Origin of the sequence: Streptomyces sp. MZ04, assembly GCF_004684775.1 — a bacterium.
In the GTDB taxonomy this organism is placed as follows: Bacteria; Actinomycetota; Actinomycetes; order Streptomycetales; family Streptomycetaceae; genus Streptomyces.
On the sequence record NZ_SRIC01000136.1, the window covers coordinates 1 to 21,312 of the forward strand.

General features: G+C 70.2%; 22 protein-coding genes. 13 read left to right on the forward strand and 9 right to left on the reverse strand.

The window, feature by feature from the left end; all coding sequences use genetic code 11:
• Positions 1–182 (reverse strand): hypothetical protein (locus tag E2651_RS44715; RefSeq protein WP_209446233.1); only part of this gene is annotated, 182 nt, incomplete at its 3' end.
• Positions 183–450: 268 nt separating this feature from the next.
• Between E2651_RS44715 and E2651_RS25265 the strand changes: the two genes are divergently transcribed.
• From E2651_RS25265 to E2651_RS25275, 3 genes are read left to right on the forward strand one after another with little or no spacing between them, the layout of a single operon-like run.
• Positions 451–1,719 carry an ABC transporter substrate-binding protein gene (locus E2651_RS25265; protein ID WP_135333508.1) on the forward strand — a complete coding sequence of 423 codons (1,269 nt, stop codon included), beginning with the start codon at positions 451–453 and terminating at the stop codon, positions 1,717–1,719.
• A gap of 19 nt (positions 1,720–1,738) precedes the next feature.
• Positions 1,739–2,656, forward strand: coding sequence for a sugar ABC transporter permease (locus E2651_RS25270; RefSeq protein ID WP_135333509.1), 918 nt, complete (start codon positions 1,739–1,741; stop codon positions 2,654–2,656).
• A complete protein-coding gene (locus tag E2651_RS25275; RefSeq protein WP_135333510.1) occupies positions 2,653–3,579 on the forward strand; it encodes a carbohydrate ABC transporter permease in 927 nt (308 codons plus the stop codon). Before E2651_RS25270 ends, E2651_RS25275 begins: the two co-directional genes overlap by 4 nt.
• Positions 3,580–3,632: 53 nt before the next feature.
• Here the strand turns inward: E2651_RS25275 and cpt are convergent, their stop codons facing one another.
• Positions 3,633–4,154, reverse strand: coding sequence for a chloramphenicol phosphotransferase CPT (gene cpt / locus E2651_RS25280; RefSeq protein ID WP_167828888.1), 522 nt, complete (start codon positions 4,152–4,154; stop codon positions 3,633–3,635).
• Positions 4,155–4,231: 77 nt separating this feature from the next.
• Positions 4,232–4,612 carry an STAS domain-containing protein gene (locus E2651_RS25285; protein WP_135333512.1) on the reverse strand — a complete coding sequence of 127 codons (381 nt, stop codon included), beginning with the start codon at positions 4,610–4,612 and terminating at the stop codon, positions 4,232–4,234.
• Positions 4,613–4,917: 305 nt separating this feature from the next.
• On the opposite strand from E2651_RS25285, the gene E2651_RS25290 reads away from it, so the two are divergent.
• On the forward strand, positions 4,918–5,997 hold the full coding sequence (locus E2651_RS25290; RefSeq protein ID WP_135333513.1) for an NUDIX domain-containing protein: 1,080 nt from the start codon (positions 4,918–4,920) through the stop codon (positions 5,995–5,997).
• A gap of 87 nt (positions 5,998–6,084) precedes the next feature.
• Here E2651_RS25290 and E2651_RS25295 read toward each other — a convergent pair whose 3' ends face one another.
• On the reverse strand, positions 6,085–6,606 hold the full coding sequence (locus tag E2651_RS25295; protein WP_135333514.1) for a CGNR zinc finger domain-containing protein: 522 nt from the start codon (positions 6,604–6,606) through the stop codon (positions 6,085–6,087).
• 26 nt (positions 6,607–6,632) lie between these two features.
• On the opposite strand from E2651_RS25295, the gene E2651_RS25300 reads away from it, so the two are divergent.
• On the forward strand, positions 6,633–7,145 hold the full coding sequence (locus E2651_RS25300) for a GNAT family N-acetyltransferase (protein WP_135333515.1): 513 nt from the start codon (positions 6,633–6,635) through the stop codon (positions 7,143–7,145).
• Positions 7,142–8,386 (forward strand): MFS transporter, encoded by a 1,245-nt coding sequence (locus E2651_RS25305; protein WP_245239198.1) that lies wholly within the window; start codon positions 7,142–7,144, stop codon positions 8,384–8,386. The genes E2651_RS25300 and E2651_RS25305 overlap by 4 nt, the downstream gene beginning before the upstream one ends.
• A gap of 1 nt (position 8,387) precedes the next feature.
• Here E2651_RS25305 and E2651_RS25310 read toward each other — a convergent pair whose 3' ends face one another.
• Complete coding sequence (locus tag E2651_RS25310) at positions 8,388–9,743, reverse strand: dipeptidase (RefSeq protein ID WP_135333517.1); 1,356 nt, start codon at positions 9,741–9,743, stop codon at positions 8,388–8,390.
• A 135-nt stretch (positions 9,744–9,878) separates the two neighbouring features.
• On the opposite strand from E2651_RS25310, the gene E2651_RS25315 reads away from it, so the two are divergent.
• Positions 9,879–11,081, forward strand: a complete 1,203-nt coding sequence (locus tag E2651_RS25315; RefSeq protein WP_135333518.1) for a geranylgeranyl reductase family protein — start codon at positions 9,879–9,881, stop codon at positions 11,079–11,081.
• A 55-nt stretch (positions 11,082–11,136) separates the two neighbouring features.
• Here E2651_RS25315 and E2651_RS25320 read toward each other — a convergent pair whose 3' ends face one another.
• Complete coding sequence (locus E2651_RS25320; RefSeq protein WP_135333519.1) at positions 11,137–11,604, reverse strand: nitroreductase family deazaflavin-dependent oxidoreductase; 468 nt, start codon at positions 11,602–11,604, stop codon at positions 11,137–11,139.
• Between the two features lie 155 nt (positions 11,605–11,759).
• On the opposite strand from E2651_RS25320, the gene E2651_RS25325 reads away from it, so the two are divergent.
• Entirely contained in the window at positions 11,760–12,458 is a 699-nt protein-coding gene (locus E2651_RS25325) for a TetR/AcrR family transcriptional regulator (RefSeq protein ID WP_135333520.1), read from the forward strand.
• 64 nt (positions 12,459–12,522) lie between these two features.
• On the opposite strand, the gene E2651_RS25330 is transcribed toward E2651_RS25325, so the two are convergent.
• Complete coding sequence (locus E2651_RS25330; protein WP_135333521.1) at positions 12,523–13,332, reverse strand: BTAD domain-containing putative transcriptional regulator; 810 nt, start codon at positions 13,330–13,332, stop codon at positions 12,523–12,525.
• Positions 13,333–13,476: 144 nt separating this feature from the next.
• Here E2651_RS25330 and E2651_RS25335 point away from each other — a divergent pair, with 144 nt between their 5' ends.
• The 3 genes from E2651_RS25335 to E2651_RS25345 are packed head-to-tail and all read left to right on the forward strand — an operon-like array spanning position 13,477 to position 17,614.
• On the forward strand, positions 13,477–15,642 hold the full coding sequence (locus tag E2651_RS25335) for an MMPL family transporter (RefSeq protein WP_135333522.1): 2,166 nt from the start codon (positions 13,477–13,479) through the stop codon (positions 15,640–15,642).
• A gap of 53 nt (positions 15,643–15,695) precedes the next feature.
• Complete coding sequence (locus tag E2651_RS25340) at positions 15,696–16,952, forward strand: sensor histidine kinase (RefSeq protein ID WP_167828887.1); 1,257 nt, start codon at positions 15,696–15,698, stop codon at positions 16,950–16,952.
• Complete coding sequence (locus E2651_RS25345) at positions 16,949–17,614, forward strand: response regulator transcription factor (RefSeq protein WP_135333523.1); 666 nt, start codon at positions 16,949–16,951, stop codon at positions 17,612–17,614. Before E2651_RS25340 ends, E2651_RS25345 begins: the two co-directional genes overlap by 4 nt.
• Before the next feature lie 120 nt (positions 17,615–17,734).
• Here E2651_RS25345 and E2651_RS25350 read toward each other — a convergent pair whose 3' ends face one another.
• Positions 17,735–19,222, reverse strand: a complete 1,488-nt coding sequence (locus tag E2651_RS25350; RefSeq protein ID WP_135333524.1) for an MFS transporter — start codon at positions 19,220–19,222, stop codon at positions 17,735–17,737.
• 88 nt (positions 19,223–19,310) lie between these two features.
• Between E2651_RS25350 and E2651_RS25355 the strand changes: the two genes are divergently transcribed.
• Positions 19,311–19,715 (forward strand): MarR family transcriptional regulator, encoded by a 405-nt coding sequence (locus E2651_RS25355; RefSeq protein WP_135333525.1) that lies wholly within the window; start codon positions 19,311–19,313, stop codon positions 19,713–19,715.
• A gap of 28 nt (positions 19,716–19,743) precedes the next feature.
• Here E2651_RS25355 and E2651_RS25360 read toward each other — a convergent pair whose 3' ends face one another.
• Positions 19,744–20,472 (reverse strand): maleylpyruvate isomerase family mycothiol-dependent enzyme, encoded by a 729-nt coding sequence (locus E2651_RS25360; protein ID WP_135333526.1) that lies wholly within the window; start codon positions 20,470–20,472, stop codon positions 19,744–19,746.
• Between the two features lie 152 nt (positions 20,473–20,624).
• Between E2651_RS25360 and E2651_RS25365 the strand changes: the two genes are divergently transcribed.
• Positions 20,625–21,312: cation:proton antiporter (locus tag E2651_RS25365; RefSeq protein ID WP_209446234.1), on the forward strand; the 688-nt coding region annotated here is incomplete at its 3' end.

Sequence of the window (21,312 nt, forward strand, 5' to 3'; positions counted from 1 at the left end):
GCGGGGGCCGGAGCGGAGCCGCCCCCGCTCCGGCCGTCCATGTCCTGTGTGTTCTGTGCGTTCTGTGTGTTCTGTGCGTTCTGTGCCACGGCCGGTGCCGTGAGGCCGGCGCCGCACAGCAGAGCGGCGGCGATCGACCCGACGACTCTTCGGCGGATGGTGCGGGAGGTGAGGTGACGCATGGTTACGTTCCTCCGTACTCGCAGAAGTTGGGGGACTGCATGTACGTGCCAGAGGTGCGCGCTTACGGTAGAGCGTGTTGGACTCTGTTGGAAGGGGAGTGGTAACGGTTCGGACAGTCGAACGCTGAAACCCTTGACTGCGGTGGCACTTGGGAGTGGGATCCCAATCCTCGCGTTCGGTTGTGTTTGGTTGCACCCCGAGGAGGGGGACATGGCACAGTCATCGTTCAGTGATCCTGCTGCGCGCCGAAGCATGTCAGGACATCGGATGTCCCGACGGAATCTTTTCCGGGGTGCCGCCGCCGGCGCCGGAGCGGTCACCCTTCCGGCCCTGCTCACGGCCTGTGGCGAAGGCCCCGGCGGCAACAAGGACGAAGTCACGATGGGCTCCAACTCCTCGGACGCGGTGCCCAAGAAGGCGTTCGCCGCCGCCTTCGACGCGTACGAGAAGAAGTCCGGGAAGACCGTCAAGGTCAACACGACAGAGCACAACGAGTTCCAGCAGAACATCACGCGCTATCTGCAGGGATCACCCGACGACGTCTTCATGTGGTTCGCCGGTTACCGCATGCAGTATTTCGCGGAGAAGGGCCTGCTGATCGACGTGAGCGATGTGTGGAAGGGATTCAGCGGCTTCTCGGACGCGTTGAAGGAGCAGTCCACACACGACGGCAAGCAGTACTTCGTGCCGTACTACTACTACCCGTGGGCCGTATTCCACCGGAAGAGCCTCTTCGAGAAGCAGGGCTACGAACAGGCCAAGACCTGGGACGACTTCATCGCGCTCGCCAAGAAGATGAGCAAGGACGGGATTCCGGTCGCCTTCTGCGACAAGGACGGCTGGCCCGCCATGGGCACCTTCGACTACATCAACATGCGGCTGAACGGATACGAGTTCCACAAGAACCTGATGGCGGGCGAGGAAGCCTGGACGGACACCAAGGTCAAGAAGGTCTTCGACCTGTGGCGCGAACTCATGCCGTACTACCAGAAGGGCGCGCTCGGCCGCACGTGGGAAGAGGCAGGACAAGGTCTCCAGCAGCGCAAGACGGGCATGGCCGTCTTCGGAATGCCGCACCCCGGCCAGCAGTTCCCGGCGAAGGAACGCGACGACATCGACTTCTTCGCCTTCCCCGAGATCGACCCGGCGTACGGGCAGGACGCGGTGGAGGCGCCCATCGACGGATTCCTGGTCGCGAAGAAGTCGAAGAACGTCGACGGCGCCAAGGAACTCCTGAAGTGGCTCGGTACGCCGAAGGCCGAGGGCATCTATCTGTCCGGTGACCCCAACAACGTCGCGGTCAACGACGGAGCCGACACCAGCACGTACAGCCCGCTGCAGAAGAAATCGGCCGAACTCGTCGCCGGCGCCAAGCAGATATCGCAGTTCCTCGACCGGGACACCCGGCCCGACTTCGCGCAGACCGTCATGATCAAGGCCCTCCAGGACTTCATCGACGATCCGAACGACGTCGACGGACTCGTCAAGAGCATCGAGCGGCAGAAGAAGGACATCTTCTCGTCGGACGTCAGCTGAGTAGCGGGGATTACGTTCCGTGCCGCAGAAGACCACCGCGCGGCGCGCCGGACGACGGGGCCCACGGCGCTTCTCACGCCGTGACATCGCCGTCCTCAGCGTGCTGCTGGGAATTCCCGTCCTCATCGACATCGTCATCATCTGGGGCCCGACCCTGGCCTCCATCGGCCTGTCCTTCACCTCCTGGGACGGCATAGGCGACATCGAATGGGTCGGCGGAAAGAACTACGAGAGCCTGGTCGACAACTACCCGGCCTTCTGGCCTGCCGTCCGCCACAACCTCCTGTGGATAGCCTTCCTCGGCCTGGTCGCGACGCCCTTCGGCCTCCTCCTCGCGGTCGTCATCGACCGCGGAGTCCGCTTCAGCCGCTTCTACCAGTCCGTGCTCTACATGCCGGTGGTGCTCTCACTGGCCGTCGTCGGATTCATGGCCCAACTGATCCTCGGTACGGACCAGGGCGTGGTCAACACCATCCTCAACGACCGCAACGACCCCATCGACTGGCTCGGAAACGCCGACATCAACCTCTGGATGATGATGCTCGCCGCGAGCTGGCGGCATACGGGCTACGTGATGATCCTCTATCTGGCAGGACTGAAATCCGTCGACCCGGCCTTGAAGGAGGCGGCGCAGATCGACGGCGCCAATGCCCGCCAGACCTTCTTCCGCGTCGTCTTCCCGACCCTGCGCCCGGTGAATGTCATCGTCGGCGTCATCACGGTCATCGAGGCATTGCGCGCCTTCGACATCGTGTACGCGGTGAACAAGGGCCGCAATGGCCTGGAACTGCTCTCCGTACTCATCACGGACAACATCATCGGCGAGGCCAGCCGCATCGGATTCGGCTCGGCCATCGCGGTCGTCCTGCTGACCGTCTCCCTGGGATTCATCGTGACGTTCCTGGTCCAAGAGCTGCGAGGTGCGCGCGACCGATGACCGCCGACATCCACACCACGGCACCCGCCGCCCCGCAGGCACCGCCCGCCCGAAAGCCCCCCGGCCGCGGGCGACGTCCGGGCCGGTTCGGCGTGCACATCTTCCTGGCGGCCGTCTCCCTGGCGTTCCTCGCACCGCTCCTCCTGGCCGTCTACGCCTCCCTGCGCCCGTACGAAGAGACGGCGCAGCACGGCTACTTCTCCTTCCCCGAGCGCCTCTCCTTCGACTACTACCGCCAGGCCTACAGCGATTCCGGCATGGGCAAGTACTTCACCAACACCTTGCTCATCGCGGTGCCGGCGGTCCTCGTCACGCTCTTCCTCGCGGCGTTCGTCGCCTTCGCCGTGTCCCGGCTGCGCATTCGCGGCGGAATGCTCCTGCTGATGTTCTTCACCGCGGGCAATCTGCTGCCTCCGCAGGTGATTGTCACCCCGCTCTACGTCCTGTTCCTGAAGATCCCGCTGCCCTGGTGGATGTCCGATTCACTCACCCTATACGACTCGTACTGGGCGATCATCATCGTCAACATCGGCTTCCAGGTGGGCTTCTGCGTCTTCGTCCTCTCCAATTTCATGCGGACGCTGCCGCAGGAAATCCTGGAGGCGGCGATCGTGGACGGCGCGGGCGTATGGACCCAGTTCTGGCGCATTACGCTGCCGCTGTGCCGCCCCGCGCTCGCGGCCCTCGGAACGCTCGAATTCACCTGGATCTACAACGACTTCCTCTGGGCCCTGATCTTCATATCCAACCCCGACAAACTGCCGATCACGTCGTCGCTGAACAATCTGAGGGGCCAGTTCTTCACGGACTACAACTTGCTGGCCGCGGGCTCAGTCCTGGTGGCCCTGCCCACGGTCCTCGTCTTCCTGCTGCTGCAAAGGCACTTCATCGCGGGGCTGACGTTGGGGTCGAGCAAGGGGTGAGGCCGGGAGCGAAGCTCTCGATCAGCGGATCAGCGGATCAGCGGATCAGCGGATCAGCGGACCCGGGCGGCGATGGTCAGGGCGCACACCAGGGACTCGGTGTGCGTCGTGTCCACCTCCAGGTCGTAGGTCACGCCCTTGTGCACCACGTCCGCCTGCAATGCGGCCATGCCCTGGGTCCGGTCGCCCCGCGCGATCTCGCGGCCCGCGGCGACCTCACCGGCACAGCGCACGCCGACCCACAGCACGTCCAGCTCGCCCAGCGCCTTCTGCCAGCGCTGCTGGGACGAGGCTCCGCCGAGAAAGACGTCGTCGACGATGATCCTGGCGCCGGCACGGGCCATCGCCACGATGCCATCCGTCCAGGCCGCCTCCAGCGCCCGGAACTCCGCCCCGACGCTCACCCCGCCGTCCGCCGCGATCTCGATCCCTTCGTCCGATGCCTGCATCCTCGCGGGCATCGCGTCGACGAACGAATCGCAGCCGAACGCCAGCCACGGATCCGGAAGAACGGACTGCAGGCACCGCACGATCCCGGACTTCCCCGAGCTTGACCCGCCGTTGACAATGATCATCTGAGTCGCCACGCCGTCAGGGTAGGAGTTCTCCCGCGCCGTACGAAAACGGATTTCCGCGGAAGCCCGCTGTCCTCCTACCCCGCCGCCTCCAGCGCCGCCCGCAGCGTAGGCACGGGAGACAGCATGGCCGTGAGGCCGGCGATGCTGAGGATGCGAAGCGTCAGGGCGTGGGTGCAGACCACGGAGAGGTGGCCGCCCCTGGTCGTCGTACGGCGGTGCGCGCGGACCAGCAGGGAGATGCCGGAGCAGTCGAAGAAGGTGGTCTCGCGCAGGTCGATGATCACGGTCTGGGCGGGGCCCGCGGTGATGGGATCGAGCAGCGGGTTCACTCTCTGATACGTCAACAGGTCGATGTCGCCGTGGAGTTCGACCACGACCGCACCATTCAGCCCGTAGACGCGAAGCGGTGGGTTGGATTCTTCGAAGGCGAATTCGTCCAGTGCGTCGAGCTGCATACGTCCCCCCAGTGCCGAGGACGAACCGGAACCTCGCGGGAGCCGGGCCGTGTCGGAAGTGCCGGAATCAAGAGGTCACCAGGGGCTGGGGCGCCTAACGGATCACGCTAGCGGTGGAGGGCGCACCCTGGAGTGCGGGAACGATTCATGCAGCCCCACTGCCACTCAATAGGGTGAAATTGAAGTGAACAGCTTGACGCTCTCGGTCGGCTTTCGGCCCGGGCGTTGGCCGCCTCATCAGGGCCTGGTTTCCGTGGCAGGGTGTTGCGGGCAAGCCACAGGGGGCCAACAGAAGAGGGGGAACCGTGATCGTCTGGATCAACGGCGCGTTCGGTGCGGGCAAGACCAGCGCCGCACGGGAACTGATCGAGCTGATCCCGAACAGCACACTCTTCGACCCCGAGGTCATCGGCGGCGGACTGCCCGATCTGCTGCCGCCCAAGCACCTCGCCGAGGTGGGCGACTTCCAGGATCTGCCGATCTGGCGGCGGCTCGTCGTGGACACCGCGGCGGCGCTGCTCGCCGAGGTCGGCGGCGTACTCGTGGTGCCCATGACCCTGCTCCGCCAGGACTACCGCGACGAGATCTTCGGCGGGCTCGCCTCGCGCAGGATCGCCGTACGCCATGTCGTCCTGGCCCCGGACGAAACGATCCTGCGGGAGCGAATAACGGGCAGACCCGTCCCGGCCGACCTGCCCGACGGAGAGATGCGGGTGCGGCAGTGGTCGTTCGACCACATCGAGCCCTACCGTGCCGCGCTCGCGGGCTGGCTCGGTGCGGAGGCCCTGCGCGTGGACACCAGCGCGCTCACTCCCTACGAGACCGCCGAGCGCGTCGCCGACGCCGTACGCACCGGTGCCGCGTCCGTCTGCGACATCGTGCAGACCCCGGAGCCCACCGGGGAGACGCTCGCCGCCGGAGTGCTGCTCTTCGACGAGCACGACCGGGTGCTGCTCGTCGACCCGACGTACAAGGCCGGTTGGGAGTTTCCCGGCGGCGTCGTCGAACCGGGCGAGGCTCCCGCGAGCGCCGGCGTGCGTGAGGTCGCCGAGGAGACGGGCATCCACCTCACCGAAGCTCCCCGGCTCCTGGTCGTCGACTGGGAGCCGCCGCTGCCGCCGGGCTACGGGGGGATGCGCTTCCTCTTCGACGGAGGGCACCTCGACGGCGAGGAGGCGCGGCGGATGCTGCTGCCAGGACCGGAGCTGCGCGACTGCCGGTTCGTCACCGAGGAGGAGGCGGCGCGGCTGCTGCCTCCCGTGCGCTACGAGCGACTTCGCTGGGCGCTGCGGGCGCGCGAGAGCGGGGTCCCGCTGTACCTGGAGGCGAGCGCTCCGGTCGGCCGGCAGGAAGTTCCGGGCGGTTCGGGGCCGGAGAGCCGTTAGGGTCCGGCGTATCCGTCGGCCGCCGCGTGCGGGGCGGACGGCGTCTTCTCGGTCACCGGATCCCCATGGTGCGGAGCCTCGCCGCGCTCACGCGGCGGATCGTGCGCGGTGTCGGCGTACCGCGTCGCGGTTGGCGCACCGTTGGGAGCAGTAGCGCTGCCGCCCCGTGCGGGAGGTGTCGGCGAAGATCGTGGTGCACTCCGTCACGTCGCACCGCCGCAGCCGGTGCATGCCGCGGCCCGCCAGATGCAGTGCCGTACCCACGGCGAACAGCGAGAACAGCACAGAGCCGATCGGCTGCCGGTCGTCGCGGTAGTGCAGATGCCAGCCGGAGTCCGCGTGGTCGGTCAGGCGGGGGTAGGCGGCGGCCTCCGCCAGCATCCGGTTGACCAGCTCGGCGCGTTCGTTCTCGTCGGGGGCGTCGACGGCCTTCTCCCACGCCGCCAGTGCGGCCAGCGTGCGGTCCAGGTCCCGTGGCGTGACCGGGTGCTCCAGTGCCAGCCCGGCGGCGCGGCAGCGGTCCGCGAGTTCGTCGGGGCTGGCCGGGGGGCAGTTGGCCAGGTCCGCTGCCAGGTTCACGGCATCCTCGCCGTAAGGGTTGAGGTGCATAAGACCATTACAGCACTGTGGGCCGCATGAGTCAGCACACGGGACACCAGAGAGAGCGCATCGCCGTACGGCAGGCGGTCGAGGGAGACGTCGCGGAGCTCGTACGCCTGCGGGCGTCGCTCTTCGGCGACCTCGGCGGCGAGTTCTTCAACCCCGCCTCGGCGGGGGATGGTTGGCGGGTCGCGTTGGTCGCCGTACTGAAGGAGAAGCTGGCATCGGACGACACGCGGATCCTCGTCGTGGACGGCGGCGGTGACGGCGACGGTGGTCTCGCCGCCTGTGGCATCGGCACCGTCGACCAGTGGTTCCCCGGTCCGCATTCGCCGAGCGGCCGGGTCGGCCATGTCATCGGCGTGGTCACCGATCCGGCACATCGGCGGCGCGGCCACAGCCGCGCGATCATGCGCGGGCTGCTCGGCTGGTTCCGGGAGCGGGACGTCTCCCGCGTGGACCTGTCCGCCTCCGTCGAGGGTGAGCCGCTGTACCGCGAGCTCGGCTTCGTCAACCACCCTGATCCGTCGCTGTACTGGCGCCCGTGACCGCCGATCAGCAGACGCCGGGTCGCAGTGTGTGGCGCTACCGGTGGGTCGTTCTCGGCGTCGCCACCTTCACCCAGGCCGCCGCCGGATTCTTCGTGCAGGGCATCGGGGCGATGGGCGTCCACCTGCAACGTGAACTGAGCCTGAGCACGGCTCAGTTGGGACTGTTGCTCTCGGCGGCTCAACTGGTGCCGCTGGTCGGTCTGTTGGTGGCCGGGGAGCTGCTGGACCGGGTCAGTGAGCGATGGGTCGTCGGGGGCGGTGCCTGTGTGGTCGGCGTGGGTCTGCTCGTGGGCAGCGCCGCGCCCGGATACGTACCCCTTCTCTGTGTCCTGATCGTCGTCGGCGCGGGGTACAGCACGATTCAGCCCGGCGGGAGCAAGTCGGTCGCGGCCTGGTTCGACACGTCCCGGCGGGGGATGGCGATGGGCATCCGGCAGGCGGGGCTGCCGCTGGGTGCCGCCCTCGCGTCGGCCGTACTGCCCCTCGTCGCCGAGGAGTTCGGCTGGCGGGCGACGCTCGTGGCCGGTGGGCTGATCGCGCTGCTTGGGGCCGGGGTGTTCATGGGGTTCTACCGGCGGCCGCCCACCGGCGGTGCTCAGAAGCAGGACGACGGTGGCCCGCACGCCTCGCTCAGGGAACAGCTCGACGCCCGCCTTGCGATGCTCCGCGAACCGGCCATGGTGAAGATCATGCTGTCCGGGACCAGCCTGATCTCGGTGCAGTACGCCGTCGGGGTCCTGACCGTGCTGCATCTGCACCGGACGACGTCGCTGGCGGCGGGCACGGCGGCCCTGGTCCTCGTGGTGTCCCAGGGGGTGGGCGTCGCCGGTCGTGTCTGCCTGGCGGCCTGGAGCGACCGCAGCGGCTCCGGGCGCTACGCCTCCGTCATGATCTGCATGATCGCCGTCATCGCGGGGATGGTCGCGCTCATGACGCCCGCCGGGCGGTCACCCGCGGTGGCGTGCGCCGTCTTCGTCTGGCTCGGGTTCTTCGGCTACGGCTGGTACGGCCCGTGGGTCGCCCATGTCGCCGAATCGGCGCCGCCCGGCAAGACGGGATTCGCCCTGGGCCTGGCCATGTCCGTCAACCAGATCGCCATCGTGCTTGCGCCGCCCGCCCTCGGCCTGCTCATCGACCTCACGGGCAGCTTCACACCGGCGTGGGGCGTTCTGGCCGCGATGACCGCCGTGGCCCTGATGGCCACGGCGCACGGTGAACGCCCACGCGCCGGTGCCTGAATCAGCTCGCCGCGTACTTCTGGAGGAACAGCGCCTCCGCGACCGAAAGCCGCTCCAACTCCTCCGGAGACACGCTCTCGTTGACCGCGTGGATCTGCGCCTCGGGCTCACTGAGACCGATCAGCAGGATCTCCGCCCGGGGATAGAGCGCGGCGAGCGTGTTGCACAGCGGGATCGATCCGCCCTGCCCCGCGTACTGCATCTCCTCGCCCGGGTACGCCTCGCCCATCGCCTCCGCCATCGCCGCGTACGCCGGGCTCGTGGTGTCCGCGCGGAACGCCTGGCCCTGCCCGATCTGCTCGGTGGTCACCTGCGCGCCCCACGGCGTGTGCGCCTCCACGTGCGCCTGCAGCAGCTTGGTGGCCTCGGCCGCGTCCACGCCCGGCGGCACCCGCAGGCTGATCAGCGCCCGCGCGCCCGCCTGCACGGACGGCGTCGCGCCGACCACCGGCGGGCAGTCGATGCCGAGCACGGTGACGGCCGGGCGCGCCCAGATGCGGTCGGCGACCGTGCCCGCGCCGATCAGCTCGACGCCGTCGAGGACCTTGGCGTCCTTGCGGAAGGCGTCCTCTTCGTACTGAAGGCCGTCCCACACCTCGTCGCCCGTGAGGCCGTCGACCGTCGTCGAACCGTCCTCGGCGCGCAGCGAGTCGAGGACCCGCACCAGCGCCGCGAGCGCGTCCGGGGCCGCGCCCCCGAACTGCCCCGAGTGCAGATTGCCCCCCAGGGTGTCGATGCGGACGCGTACGAGAGTCATGCCGCGCAGGGTCGCGGTGACCGTCGGCAGGCCGACCCGGAAGTTGCCGGCGTCGCCGATGACGATCGTGTCGGCCGTGAGCAGGTCCGGGTGCTGCTCGGCGTACCGCTCGAGACCGCCCGTGCCCTGCTCCTCCGAACCCTCCGCGATCACCTTGACGGTCACCGGGACGCCGCCGTTCGCCTTCAGGGCGCGCAGCGCGAGCAGATGCATGATCACGCCGCCCTTGCAGTCGGCGCTGCCGCGGCCGTACCAGCGTCCCTCGCGCTCCGTCAGCTCGAACGGCGGCGTGGTCCACGCCGTCTCGTCGAGCGGGGGCTGCACGTCGTAGTGCGCGTAGAGCAGGACGGTGGGCGCGCCCTCGGGTCCTGGCAGCAGGCCGTACACGGACTGGGTGCCGTCGGGAGTGTCGAGCAGCGCCACGTCCTGGAACCCCTCGGCGCGCAGCGCGTCCGCCACCCAGTCGGCGGCGGCCTCGCTCTCGCTCCTGGGGAACTGGTCGAAGTCCGCCACCGACTTGAAGGCCACCAGTTCAGTGAGCTCCGCCTTCGCCTTCGGCATGAGTGAGGCGACGGTCTCGGCGATCGGATTCGGCGACATGGGCACGCTCCTCGTAGGTGCGACGTTGTACGTGTATGGGTGCGGTGATCCTCCCACAGGAGGGGGTCAGGGGTGCCCGCCGTAGGATGCCTTGGAAAGCGCGGCCAACAGCTGGATCGGGAGCGGTAGACCAACGTGAGCAGCGAGAACTCAGCGGACGACGCGCAGTACGTGTGGGACGTCGTCGTGGTGGGAGCAGGGCCCGCGGGGGCGTCGGCGGCGTACGCGGCGGCGGTCGCGGGACGCAGTGTCCTCGTCCTGGAGAAGGCCGAACTGCCCCGCTACAAGACGTGTGGCGGCGGCATCATCGGCCCGTCGCGCGACGCACTGCCGCCCGGTTTCGAACTGCCCTTCAGGGACCGGGTGCACGCGGTGACGTTCTCCCTGGACGGCAAGTTCACCCGCACCCGTCGCTCGAAGCAGATGCTCTTCGGGCTCATCAACCGCCCCGAGTTCGACCGGCAACTGGTCGAGCACGCGCAGAAGGCGGGCGCCGAGGTGCGTACGGGCGTCACCGTCGCGCGCGTGGAGCAACACGGCTCCGCGGTGCCCGACCGGCGCACCGTCGCGGTCGTGCTGCAGGACGGCGAGACGGTCCTGGCCCGCGCGGTCGTCGGCGCCGACGGCAGCGCGAGCCGCATAGGAGCGCATGTCGGTGTGAAGCTCGACCAGGTGGACCTCGGTCTGGAGGCCGAGATCCCGGTGCCGCCGAGCGTCGCCGAGGACTGGGCGGGCCGGGCGCTCATCGACTGGGGCCCCATGCCCGGCAGTTACGGATGGGTGTTCCCCAAGGGGGACACGCTCACCGTCGGTGTGATCTCCGCGCGCGGAGAAGGCGCCGCCACCAAGCGGTACTTGGAGGACTTCATCGCCCGCCTCGGGCTCGCGGGCTTCGAGCCGAGCATCTCCTCGGGCCATCTGACGCGCTGCCGCAGCGACGACTCGCCGCTCTCGCGCGGCCGGGTCGTGGTGTGCGGTGACGCGGCGGGGCTCCTGGAGCCGTGGACCCGCGAAGGCATCTCCTTCGCCCTGCGCTCGGGGCGTCTGGCGGGGGAGTGGGCGGTGCGGATCGGCGAGGCACACGACGCGGTCGACGCCCGCCGCCAGGCCCTGAACTACGCCTTCGCCGTCAAGGCCGGCCTCGGTGTGGAGATGAGCGTCGGGCGGCGCATGCTGACCATCTTCGAGCGCCGCCCCGGCGCGCTGCACGCGGCGATCACCGGCTTCCGGCCCGCGTGGAACGCGTTCGCGAAGATCACCCGCGGCTCGACGACGCTCGGCGAACTGGTGCGGAACCATCCCATGGCGGGGCGGGTGCTCTCCGCGCTCGACCGGTAGCCGGGGTCCGCACCCCTTCGGACTCGGGGCCCGGCCGCCTGTGGGTGGCCGGGCCTCATTTCGTGACGGTGATCCGGAAGACGGGGTGGTCGCCCGCGGCCGCCTGGATCTCCGCGTCCGTCGACTTGGCGGTGACGCCCTTGAAGTACTGGTTGACCTCCCAGCCCCACTTCTCCAGATAGCCGCGGATGACCGGCAGCTTCTCGGCGTCGGGGATCTCCGCGGCGGTGAACGTACGGACCTTGCGCCCGACCCGCAGCTCCCCGCCGCCCGCCGCCCGCATATTGCGCACCCACTGGGAGTGCCCACGGGCCGAGACCAGGTACTGACCGCCTTCGTGCGTGAACGGGTTGACCGGTACGCGCTGCATCTGGCCGCTCTTGCGGCCGCGTACGGAGAGCTCGGCGGACCCCATCAGGCTGATGCCGCGCCGCGCCAGCCACCCGATGACGCCGTTGAGCCGGACGTTGAGGGGGCTGCCCTTGAGGTAGTAGGGGGAGCCGGAGGGCGAGGAGGAGGACATGGTTGCCACCTAGGTCGAGAGAGTTTACGAGAGCACTGCTCTCGCTTTAGGGCAGTGTGCACAGGATCGGTGATCCAAAGCAAGAGCACTGCTCTCGAAAGTGTGAAGTGCTCTCGTTTCAGCGCACTGCTCCGAATGCGTGGCACACTGCCTGCATGAGTAGTGCCACGAGCGGAGCCAGGGCCCGCGCCCGAGTCGAAGTCACCGCGGCCATCAAGGACGAGGCGCGCAGACAGCTGGCGGCCGAGGGTGCGGCCAAGCTGTCGCTGCGGGCCGTGGCCCGCGAGCTCGGCATGGTGTCCTCCGCGCTCTACCGCTACTTCCCCAGCCGCGACGAGCTCCTGACCGCCCTCATCATCGACGCCTACGACTCCCTCGGCTCGGCCGCCGAGGCCGCGCACGCCGAGGTGGCCTCAGCCGTGCCCGTGCGGCGCTGGACGGCGGTGTGCGAGGCGGTGCGCGCCTGGGCGCTGGCGCATCCCCACGAGTACGCCCTCATCTACGGCTCGCCCGTGCCGGGCTACAGCGCGCCCCAGTCCACCGTCGCAGCCGCCGCACGCGTGGGGCTGCTGCTGATCGGGATCGTGCGCGAGGCGCACCGGGCGCGTGGTGTCGCCGTGCGGAAGCTGCCCGCCGGGCTGCGCTCCGAGGCCGAGCGGATGGCCGCGGATCTCGCCCCCGATCTGCCGCCGGCGGTGATCGCGGCGATGGTCGCGGCGTGGGCGCAGCTCTTCGGGCTCGTGGGCTTCGAGGTGTTCGGGCAGTTCAACCGCGTCGTCGAGGACCGCTCGGAGTTCTTCTCGTACGCGGCCACGCAACTCGCCTATGGCGTGGGGCTGTTGGAGCAGGAGTAGCAGGAGCAGCAGGAGCAGCAGGAGCAGCAGGAATAGCAGGAGCAGCAGAAGGAGACCGTCAGCCTCACGCGGCGGAGGTCGATGCGGGCGCGTGGGACGCCAGCAAGGCCGGGTCCTGGCGCAGCATCCGTTCGTGGAGGGACCGCAGCGCGGGCCCGGGGTCCGCGCCCATCGCCTCCGCGATCCGGTGCCGCGCGTCCTCGTAGGCGATCAGCGCGTCCGACGAACGGCCGCTGCGGTACAGGGCGTTCATCAGGAGTTCGACCGGGCGCTCGCGCAGCGGGTGGGCCGCCACGAGCCGGATGAGTTCGTGGACGTACTCGAAGGAACGGCCGAGTTCGATCTCCCCGGCGATCCTGGCCTCCAGGACGGTGAGCCGCTTCTCGCGCCAGCGCAGCCGTTCCGCCGCCAGATACGGTGCGCCGAGCCCCTCGGCGAACTCGCCGCGCCACAACGCCTCGGCCCGGTCGATGAGTTCGCCCGCGCGCCGCAGCTGCCCCGCGTCACGCGCGGCGAGCGCCGCGTCGATCGCCTGCCGCCGCTCCCGCAGGTCGTCGATCGCCGCACCGGAGAGCCGGTAGCCGCTGCCGGTCCACGTCAGCGCGGGCGCCGCCCCGTCGCCGGCCCCGGCCCCGCCCGCGAAGGCGCGCCGCAGCCCCGAGACGTACTTCTGCACCAAATTGCGCACATGGGTGGGCGGTTCGTCGCCCCACACCGCGTCGACCAGACCCTCGTACGAGATCGGGCGCCCCTCCTGGAGCAGCAGCACCGCGAGCACCGCCCGCTGCTTCGGCGGCCCCAGCGGCACCTCTTCGCCGCCGCGCAAAGCCCGTAGCGGACCCAGAAGTTCGAAGCGCATCCCGTCACAAGGCATGGGCCGAGCGTAACCCGGCGCCCGCGTTCCAGTGGATCTTCCAGTGGATCTTCCAGCGGGCCTTCCAGTGGACCTTCCAGCGGTGACCGCGACCGTGGCGGCACCGGATCCCGCACGGGGATCCCGGGAGAGAGGCAGACAGCGATGCTCACCCGGCTCGGCCGTTTCGTGGTGCGGCACAGCCGCGCCGTACTGATCGGCGTGGTCCTGGCCTTCCTCGGCCTCGGCGCCTATGGGGCGGGCGCCCAGGCCGACCTCGACCTGGCGCGCTGGGACTCGCCGGGCACGGAATCCGTGCGCGCGGCGGACATCCTGCGCGAGGAGTACGGCACCGGGAACCCCAACCTCGCGCTGCTCGTCACGGCCCGCGACGGGGATGTCGACTCGCCGCGCACCACCGACGCCGCCCGTCAACTGGCCGTCGAGGTACGGGACATCCCCGGCGTCACGGACGTCAGCTCTTACTGGACCGGAAGCAGCCCGGCCCTGCGCGCCGCCGACGGCGACCGCGCCCTGATCCTCGCCCGCCTGGAGGGCAGCGCCACCGACACCCGCGAGCGGCTCGCCGACATCTCGCCCCAACTCACCCGCACCACACCCGAGTTGACCGTCTGGGTGGGCGGTCAGGAGGAGATCTCCCGGCAGGTCGGCGAGCAGGCCCGCACCGACTTCCTGCGCGCCGAGATCCTCGCCCTGCCCGCCGTGGTCCTCCTGCTGATCCTCGTCTACCGGCGCACGGTCGCCGCGCTGCTCACCGTCGGCGTCGGCCTGTTGTCCATCGTGGGCACGCTCGCGGGCCTGCGGGCGATCGCGCAGTTCACCGAGGTGTCGACGTTCGCCGCCAACCTCGCGCTCGTCCTGGGTCTGGGGCTCGGCATCGACTACAGCCTCTTCGTCATCAACCGCTACCGCGAGGAGCGGCACGCGGGCCACGCCCAGGAGGACGCGGTGGTCCGGGCGACCTCCGCCGCCGGGCGCACCGTGATCTTCAGCGGGGTCACGGTGGCGGTCTCGCTCAGCGCGCTCCTTGTCTTCCCGTTCTTCTTCCTCAGCTCGTTCGCGTACGCGGGTGTACTCGTCGTAGCCACCGCGGTGGCCGGGGCGCTGCTCCTGCTGCCCGCCGCGCTCGCCCGTTGGGGGCACCGCGTGGAGCGCCCGCAGGTCGCGGACGGAGGCCGCTGGCAGCGGATCGCGCTCGCTGCCATGCGGCGACCGATCGCAGCCGGGGCGGCCGTCGTCGGCGTACTGCTCCTTGCCGCCTCGCCGCTGCTCGGCCTGCGCTTCGGGCTTCCGGACGAGCGGACCCTGCCCTCGGGCACCTCGTCCCGTACGACGTCCGAGACCATCCACAAGGAGTTCCCCGCCGAGCCGACGGACACCGTCCAGATCGTGCTCCGAGAGGCGGCCGAGTCGCGGGACACACAGGCGTACGCCGTCGAACTCTCCCGGATCCAGGGCGTGTTCCAGGTCGACGCGCCCACCGGCCGTTACCAGGACGGCCGCCGCACCGGCCCGTCCGGCATCCCGCCCCGCGACGGCGGCGCACGCCTCGCCGTCGTCCCGGCCCAGGCGGCGATGTACGGCGACGTCCCCGCCTTCGTCGAGCGGATCCGCGACACCCGGGCGCCCGCTCCCGCCCTGGTCGGCGGCTATCCGGCGGAGACGACCGACTTCCGCGCCACCCTCCTGGACCGGCTGCCGTACGCCGTCGGCCTGATCCTCCTGGCCACCTTCGGTGTCCTCTTCCTGATGACCGGCAGCCTGCTCCTGCCGGCCAAGGCGACCGTGCTCAATCTGCTCAGCCTGTCGGTGATGTTCGGCTGCCTGGTGTGGGTGTTCCAGGAGGGCCATCTGTCGGGGCTGCTCGGCTTCACGCCCACCGGGTCGATCGAGCCGAGCATCCCGGTGCTGATGTTCTGCGTCGCGTACGGCCTGTCGATGGACTACGAGGTGTTCATGCTGGCCCGCATCAAGGAGGAGTACGAGCGGGTCGGCGAGACCGAGCCGGCGGTCGCCGCCGGGATCCGGCGCAGCGCGCCGCTGATCACCGCGGCGGCCGGGATCCTCGCGCTCTCCTTCCTCGCGTACGCGACCGGCGGCGTCGTCTTCCTCAAGGAACTCGGCGTGGGCACCGCCCTGACGATCCTCGTGGACGCCACGCTCATCCGCGTCGTGCTGCTGCCCGTCGCCATGCGCCTCGCGGGCCGCGCCAACTGGTGGGCGCCGGGCCCCCTGCGCAGACTGCACCGGCGCTTCGGCCTGCGGGAAGAGCCGGCTGCCCCCGAGGTACTCCAGCGGGAGTACGCGTGATCGCCACGCACGGCTGACGCCCCGCGGCCACCCTGCGGTCTAGCGTGGCCGACATGGACGAGCAGCGCGAACACAGGCGCGGCGGTCCGCCCCTGCCCTGGGGCGGACCGCCGATGTGGCGGCATGGCCCGCCCTGGTGGAACCAGCGGGACGAGGCGGCGCAGGGCGGCAGGCTGCCGTGGCTGACGACGCTGGTGCTGACCGTGTTCGTGCAGGTCGGTTCGCGGTTCGCCGCGGAGGGCCAGCTCGACCGGGAGGACCTGGACATCCCGGCCCGGCTGATCCTGCTCGCCGGTACGGCCTCGCTCCTGCTGCGCCACCGCTACCCCGTACCCGTGGCCTACTTCACGGCCGGGACGGCGCTGCTCTACCTGGGGGCCGGATACGCCTACGGCCCGGTCCTGATCACGGTGGCGGTCGGCTGCTTCGCGGCGGTGGTCGCGGGGCACCGGCGGGCGGCGTGGGGGGCCGTCGGCATGCTGTGGGCGGGGCATCTGCTGGTCGCGCACTGGCTCTACCGGTGGCTGCCGCCGGACGGCGACAACGCGCGCACCTGGGGCGAGGAGACCGTCGTCGCCGTCTGGGTCGTCGCGATCATCGCGGTGTCCGAGCTGGCCCGCGTACGCCGTGAGCAGTGGATGAAGGAGCGCGCCGAGCGGGCGCAGGCGGCCAAGCGGCGGGCCGACGAGGAGCGCCTTCGCATGGCGCGCGAACTGCACGACGTCCTCGCGCACAGCATCTCCGTCATCAATGTCCAGGCGGGCGTCGGGCTCGCCCTGCTCGACTCCGACCCCGAGCAGGCGCGCACCGCGCTGACCACCATCAAGGCCGCCAGCAAGGAGGCGCTGGGGGAGGTGCGCCAGGTCCTCGACACCCTGCGCGCGCCCGGTGACGCGCCGCGTACCCCGGCGCCCGGCCTCGACCGGCTCCCCGAGCTGGTGCAGCAGGCCGCGAGTGCCGGCCTCACGGTCGACGTCGAGACCCAGGGGCCGGTGGTGAAGCTGCCGCCCGGCGCCGATCTGGCCGCCTTCCGGATCGTCCAGGAGGCCCTGACGAACGTCGTACGGCACTCCGGATCGCGGCACGCGCGCGTGCTGGTGCGGTACGAGAAGACGGCGCTCACCCTGCGGGTGGACGACGACGGCCCCGCGACCGGCGCGGACGCGGGCGGCAGCGGCAACGGTCTTGCCGGGATGCGGGAGCGTGCCGCCGCCCTGGGTGGCACGATCGAGGCGGGCCCGCGCCCCGGCGGAGGCTTCCGGGTCACCGCGGTACTGCCCACCCGCACGGCACCGAAGGAGGACGAGTGATCCGCGTACTGCTCGCCGACGACCAGTCCCTTGTCCGGGCAGGTTTCAAGGCGCTGCTCGACGCCCAGCGGGACATCGAGGTCGCCGGGGAGGCGGCGGACGGCGAGGAAGCGGTCCGCATGGTGCGCGAACTGCGCCCCGACGTCGTCCTGATGGACATTCGCATGCCCCTGCTCGACGGGCTCGCCGCGACCCGCAGGATCACCGACGAGCCGGACCTGGACGGCGTCAAGGTGGTCATGCTGACCACCTTCGAGCTCGACGAGTACGTCTTCGAGGCGATCCGCGCCGGGGCCTCGGGCTTCCTGGTCAAGGACACCGAGCCCGAGGAACTGCTGCGCGCCGTACGCGCGGTGGTCGACGGCGACGCGCTGCTCTCGCCGGGGGTGACGCGCCGCCTCATCGCCGAGTTCGCGGCCCGCTCCAAGGAACCGGCGGCCGCCGAGCCGCTCGGCCAACTCACCGAGCGGGAGCGGGAGGTGATGGCGCTGGTCGGCATCGGCCTCTCGAACGAGGAGATCGCCCGCCGCCTGGTCGTCAGCCCGCTCACGGCCAAGACCCATGTGAGCCGCACGATGGTGAAGCTCGGCGCCCGTGACCGCGCCCAACTGGTGGTCCTGGCCTACGAGTCGGGCTTGGTGCGGCCCGGCTGGCTGGGCTGATCCACCCGGGGCTGATCCACCCGGGGCTGATCCACCCTGGGGGGTCCGGGGTACGCCTCCGGCGGGCAAGGAACTGCCCGCCGGAGACCGGGAGTTGATGTTCACGACGATGAGTCGAGGTCAGTCGCGGACGGCCACCGCCTCCCGCTCGGCGTCCTGGGAAGGCGACTTGGCGACGACGACCGACTCCCGCGTACGTCGTGTCCGCAGCCCGGTGAGGGTGATCAGGAGTCCGGCGACCGCGATGGCCGTGACCACGATCAGGCCGGGCCGGTAGCTGTCGAGCACGGCCTGCGGCGAGGAGTCCCCGCTGTCGGCGGACGCGGTGACGACGGCCGTGACGACGGCGAGGAAGATCGCGCCGCCCACCTGGATCGAGGTGTTCAGGAGGCCCGACACCATGCCCTGCTCGTCGTCGTCCACGCCGTTGGTGGCCTGGATGTTGAGCGAGGGGAAGACCAGAGCGCAGGCGAAGCCGAGCAGGATCATCGACGGCAGGATCATGGACGCGTACGACGGGGTCAGGCTGACCCGCAGGAACAGTACGTACGAGGCGACGAGCAGTGCGAAGCCCGCCACGATGACGCGCGGGGTGCCGAACCGGTCGATGACCGAGCCGACCTTCGTCGAGGAGAGCGCGACGAGCGCACCGGCCGGCAGGAAGGCGAGCGCCGTCTCCAGGGCCGACCAGCCGAGCAGCGACTGGAAGTACTGCGTGGCGAGGAACTGGAAGGAGACATAGCCGCCGAAGAACGTCATCGCGCCGATCTGCGCCCGGAGTTGAGGTCCCGAACGCAGGACGCCGAGGCGGATCAGCGGGCTCGGGGTGCGCAGTTCGATGCGTACGAAGACGGCGAGCAGTACGGCGGCGACGAGGAACGACAGGAGCGTGCGGGCCGATGCCCAGCCGGCTTCCGGGGCCTCGACCACGGTGAAGACGAGCAGCAGCATCGTCGCTGTGCCCGTGACGGCGCCGGGCACGTCGTATCCGCCGGTGTTCTTCTCGCGGGCGCTGCGCGGGATCAGCTTGAGGCCGGCGACCAGCGCGATGACGGCGATGGGCGCGGGCAGCAGCATCGTCAGGCGCCAGCTGGCCTCGGTGAGCAGGCCGGACAGGACCAGGCCCATGGAGAAGCCGGTGGCGGCGCAGGTCGTGTAGATGGTGAGCGCGCGGTTGCGGACCGGGCCCTCGGCGAAGGTCGTCGTGATGATCGAGAGGCCGGCGGGCGCCGTGAACGCGGCGCTCAGCCCCTTGATGAAGCGGCTCGCGATCAGCAGGGGGCCCGAGTCGACGAACCCGCCGAGCAGCGAGGCGAGCGCGAAGACGGCAAGGGCGATCAGGAAGACCCGGCGCCGTCCGAGCAGGTCGGCGGCGCGGCCGCCGAGGAGCAGCAGTCCTCCGTAGCCGAGGATGTAGCCGCTGACGACCCACTGCAGGGTCGAGGTGGAGAGGTTCAGTTCGGAGCCGATGGAGGGCAGGGCGACGCCGACCATCGATACGTCGAGTGCGTCGAGGAACATCGCGGCGCAGAGCACGAGGAGGGTGCCCCACAGGCGCGGGGACCAGCGCTCCGGGGACGCGGAGTCAGCTGTGAGCGGAGAAGTCATGCGCAGCACAGTACATGCACATGCATTGAGTGCAAGTGCATTTAATTCCGATGCAACAATGGGCATTCTTCTGCTACGGTGCGATGTCATGGCGGCGAAGAAGGCCGAGCAGGAGCTCGTGGACCAATGGCGCGACATCCTCGCGGTGCACGCGCGCACTCTGTGCGAACTCGATCGCGCCCTGCATGAGCACGGTCTCGGGGCGAGCGACTTCGAAGTCCTCGACGTGCTGTCCGAGAGCGCCGCGGAGGACGGCGGCGGTGCCTACCGCGTCCAGGAGATCGCGGGCCGGGTGCATCTGAGCCAGAGCGCGCTGTCCCGGCTCGTCGGCCGCCTGGAGAAGGACGGCCTGGTGTCGCGCGGGATGTGCAGCGAGGACCGGCGCGGGGTGCAGGTGTGCCTCACGGACAAGGGGCGCGCGCTGCATACGCAGGTGCGGCCGCTGCAGCGCGAGGTCCTCGGCAGGATGCTGGCGGAGCCCGCCGCCAAGTAGCGCTCCGTCGTAGCTCTCCCGTGGGGTCTCAGATCCCGGACGTCTCGAGCCACAGTGCGGCGAGCGCGGGGTCACCGTCGACGTGCGGGAACGGCCCGCGGTTCCAGAGCGCCAGGTAGAGCTCGGATGCGGCCCCGGACAGCTCGCAGTCGGCGTCCTCGGTGCCGCCTGGCTCGGTGACCGGCGGCTCTTCCGAGAGCCGCACGGTCCACACGGCGTCCGCGTCCGTTGCTCGTACGCGCAGTCGGCGGGGCTTCTCCACCCGCACCCTGCTGCGCGAGCGGGCGTGAAAGCCGCGGAGCAACTCGTCGATCCCGTCCACGGCGAACTCCGTACCGATCGGCGACGGCGCACCCCCGCGCGCGGACTCGGCGTCCACCCGATGAATCGTCGTCTCGTTCGCCTGCCGCCGCGCCCAGAACGCGAGCGGGGACGGCGCGGGCAGAAACGCCCAGCACTGTACGTCGGTCGGGGCCGCGCGGAGGGTGGTGACCAGGTCGGCATGCGCCTGCCGGTACCAGTCGACCAGCGCGGCGCCGTCCAGCGCGGGCGGGTCGCCCATCGGCCGGGGCGAGTCGTGCTCCTCGGCGACGAACGCCGCGGCCCAGCGGTGCACGACCCCGGTGTGCCGCAGCAGATCACGCACCGTCCAGCCGGGACAGGTGACGACGCCGGCGTCCGGCCCGGCCGTTTCCGCGGCGCGGGCCAGCAACTTGCCCTCCGCGTCGAGAGCTTGAAGGTGCTGGGAGATCTCCATGGGGGGATTGTGCCGCATGGAGCGGCCCGCTCCAGAGACCGTATAGATGATCTGTAGGCGCGTACAGGAGAGTTGTCCGACGCGTGCCGTGATGCCTCCCGCGACGAAGCAAGCGCGACTCCCGCGACGAAGCAAGCGAAAGAAGGTCATGTATGGCTAGCGACGAGGTGGCGTTACTCCTCTTCGACCTCGCGTTCATCCTTGTCCTCGCGCAGGGGCTCGGGCACCTGGCGACGAAGGTGCAGCAGCCGCCCGTGGTGGGGGAGATCCTCGCGGGGGTCCTCCTCGGGCCGACCCTGTTCGACGGGGCGGTCTCCGACAAGCTCTTCACCGAAGCGGTCCGGCCCGTGCTCAGCGGCATGGCCGACGTCGGCGTGGCGCTCTTCATGTTCGGCGTGGGCCTGGAGATCGAACGCCATGCGCTGCGCGGCAGGGGGCGCATGACGGCCGCCGCGAGCATCGGCTCGACGGCGGTCCCGTTCGTCCTGGGCACCGGCCTCGCGTACTACCTGCTGCGCACCCACGAGACCGAGAACAAGGCGGCGTTCATCGTCTTCATCGGCCTGTCCGTGTCCGTGACGGCCTTCCCCGTCCTCGCCCGGATCCTCACCGACCGGGGGCTTGCCAAGACCACGCTCGGCGGCATCTCGCTGGCCACGGCCGCCGTCGTGGACGTGGTGGCCTGGACGGCGCTCGCCGGGGTGCAGGCCTCCGTCGGCAGCGACGGCGAGTACTGGCGGGTCGCGCTGATGGTGCCGTTCGTCCTGCTGATGCTGCTGCTCGTACGCCCCGCGCTGCGCCGCTGGACCCTGCGCGAGGGGGACGGAGACGGGTACGGGG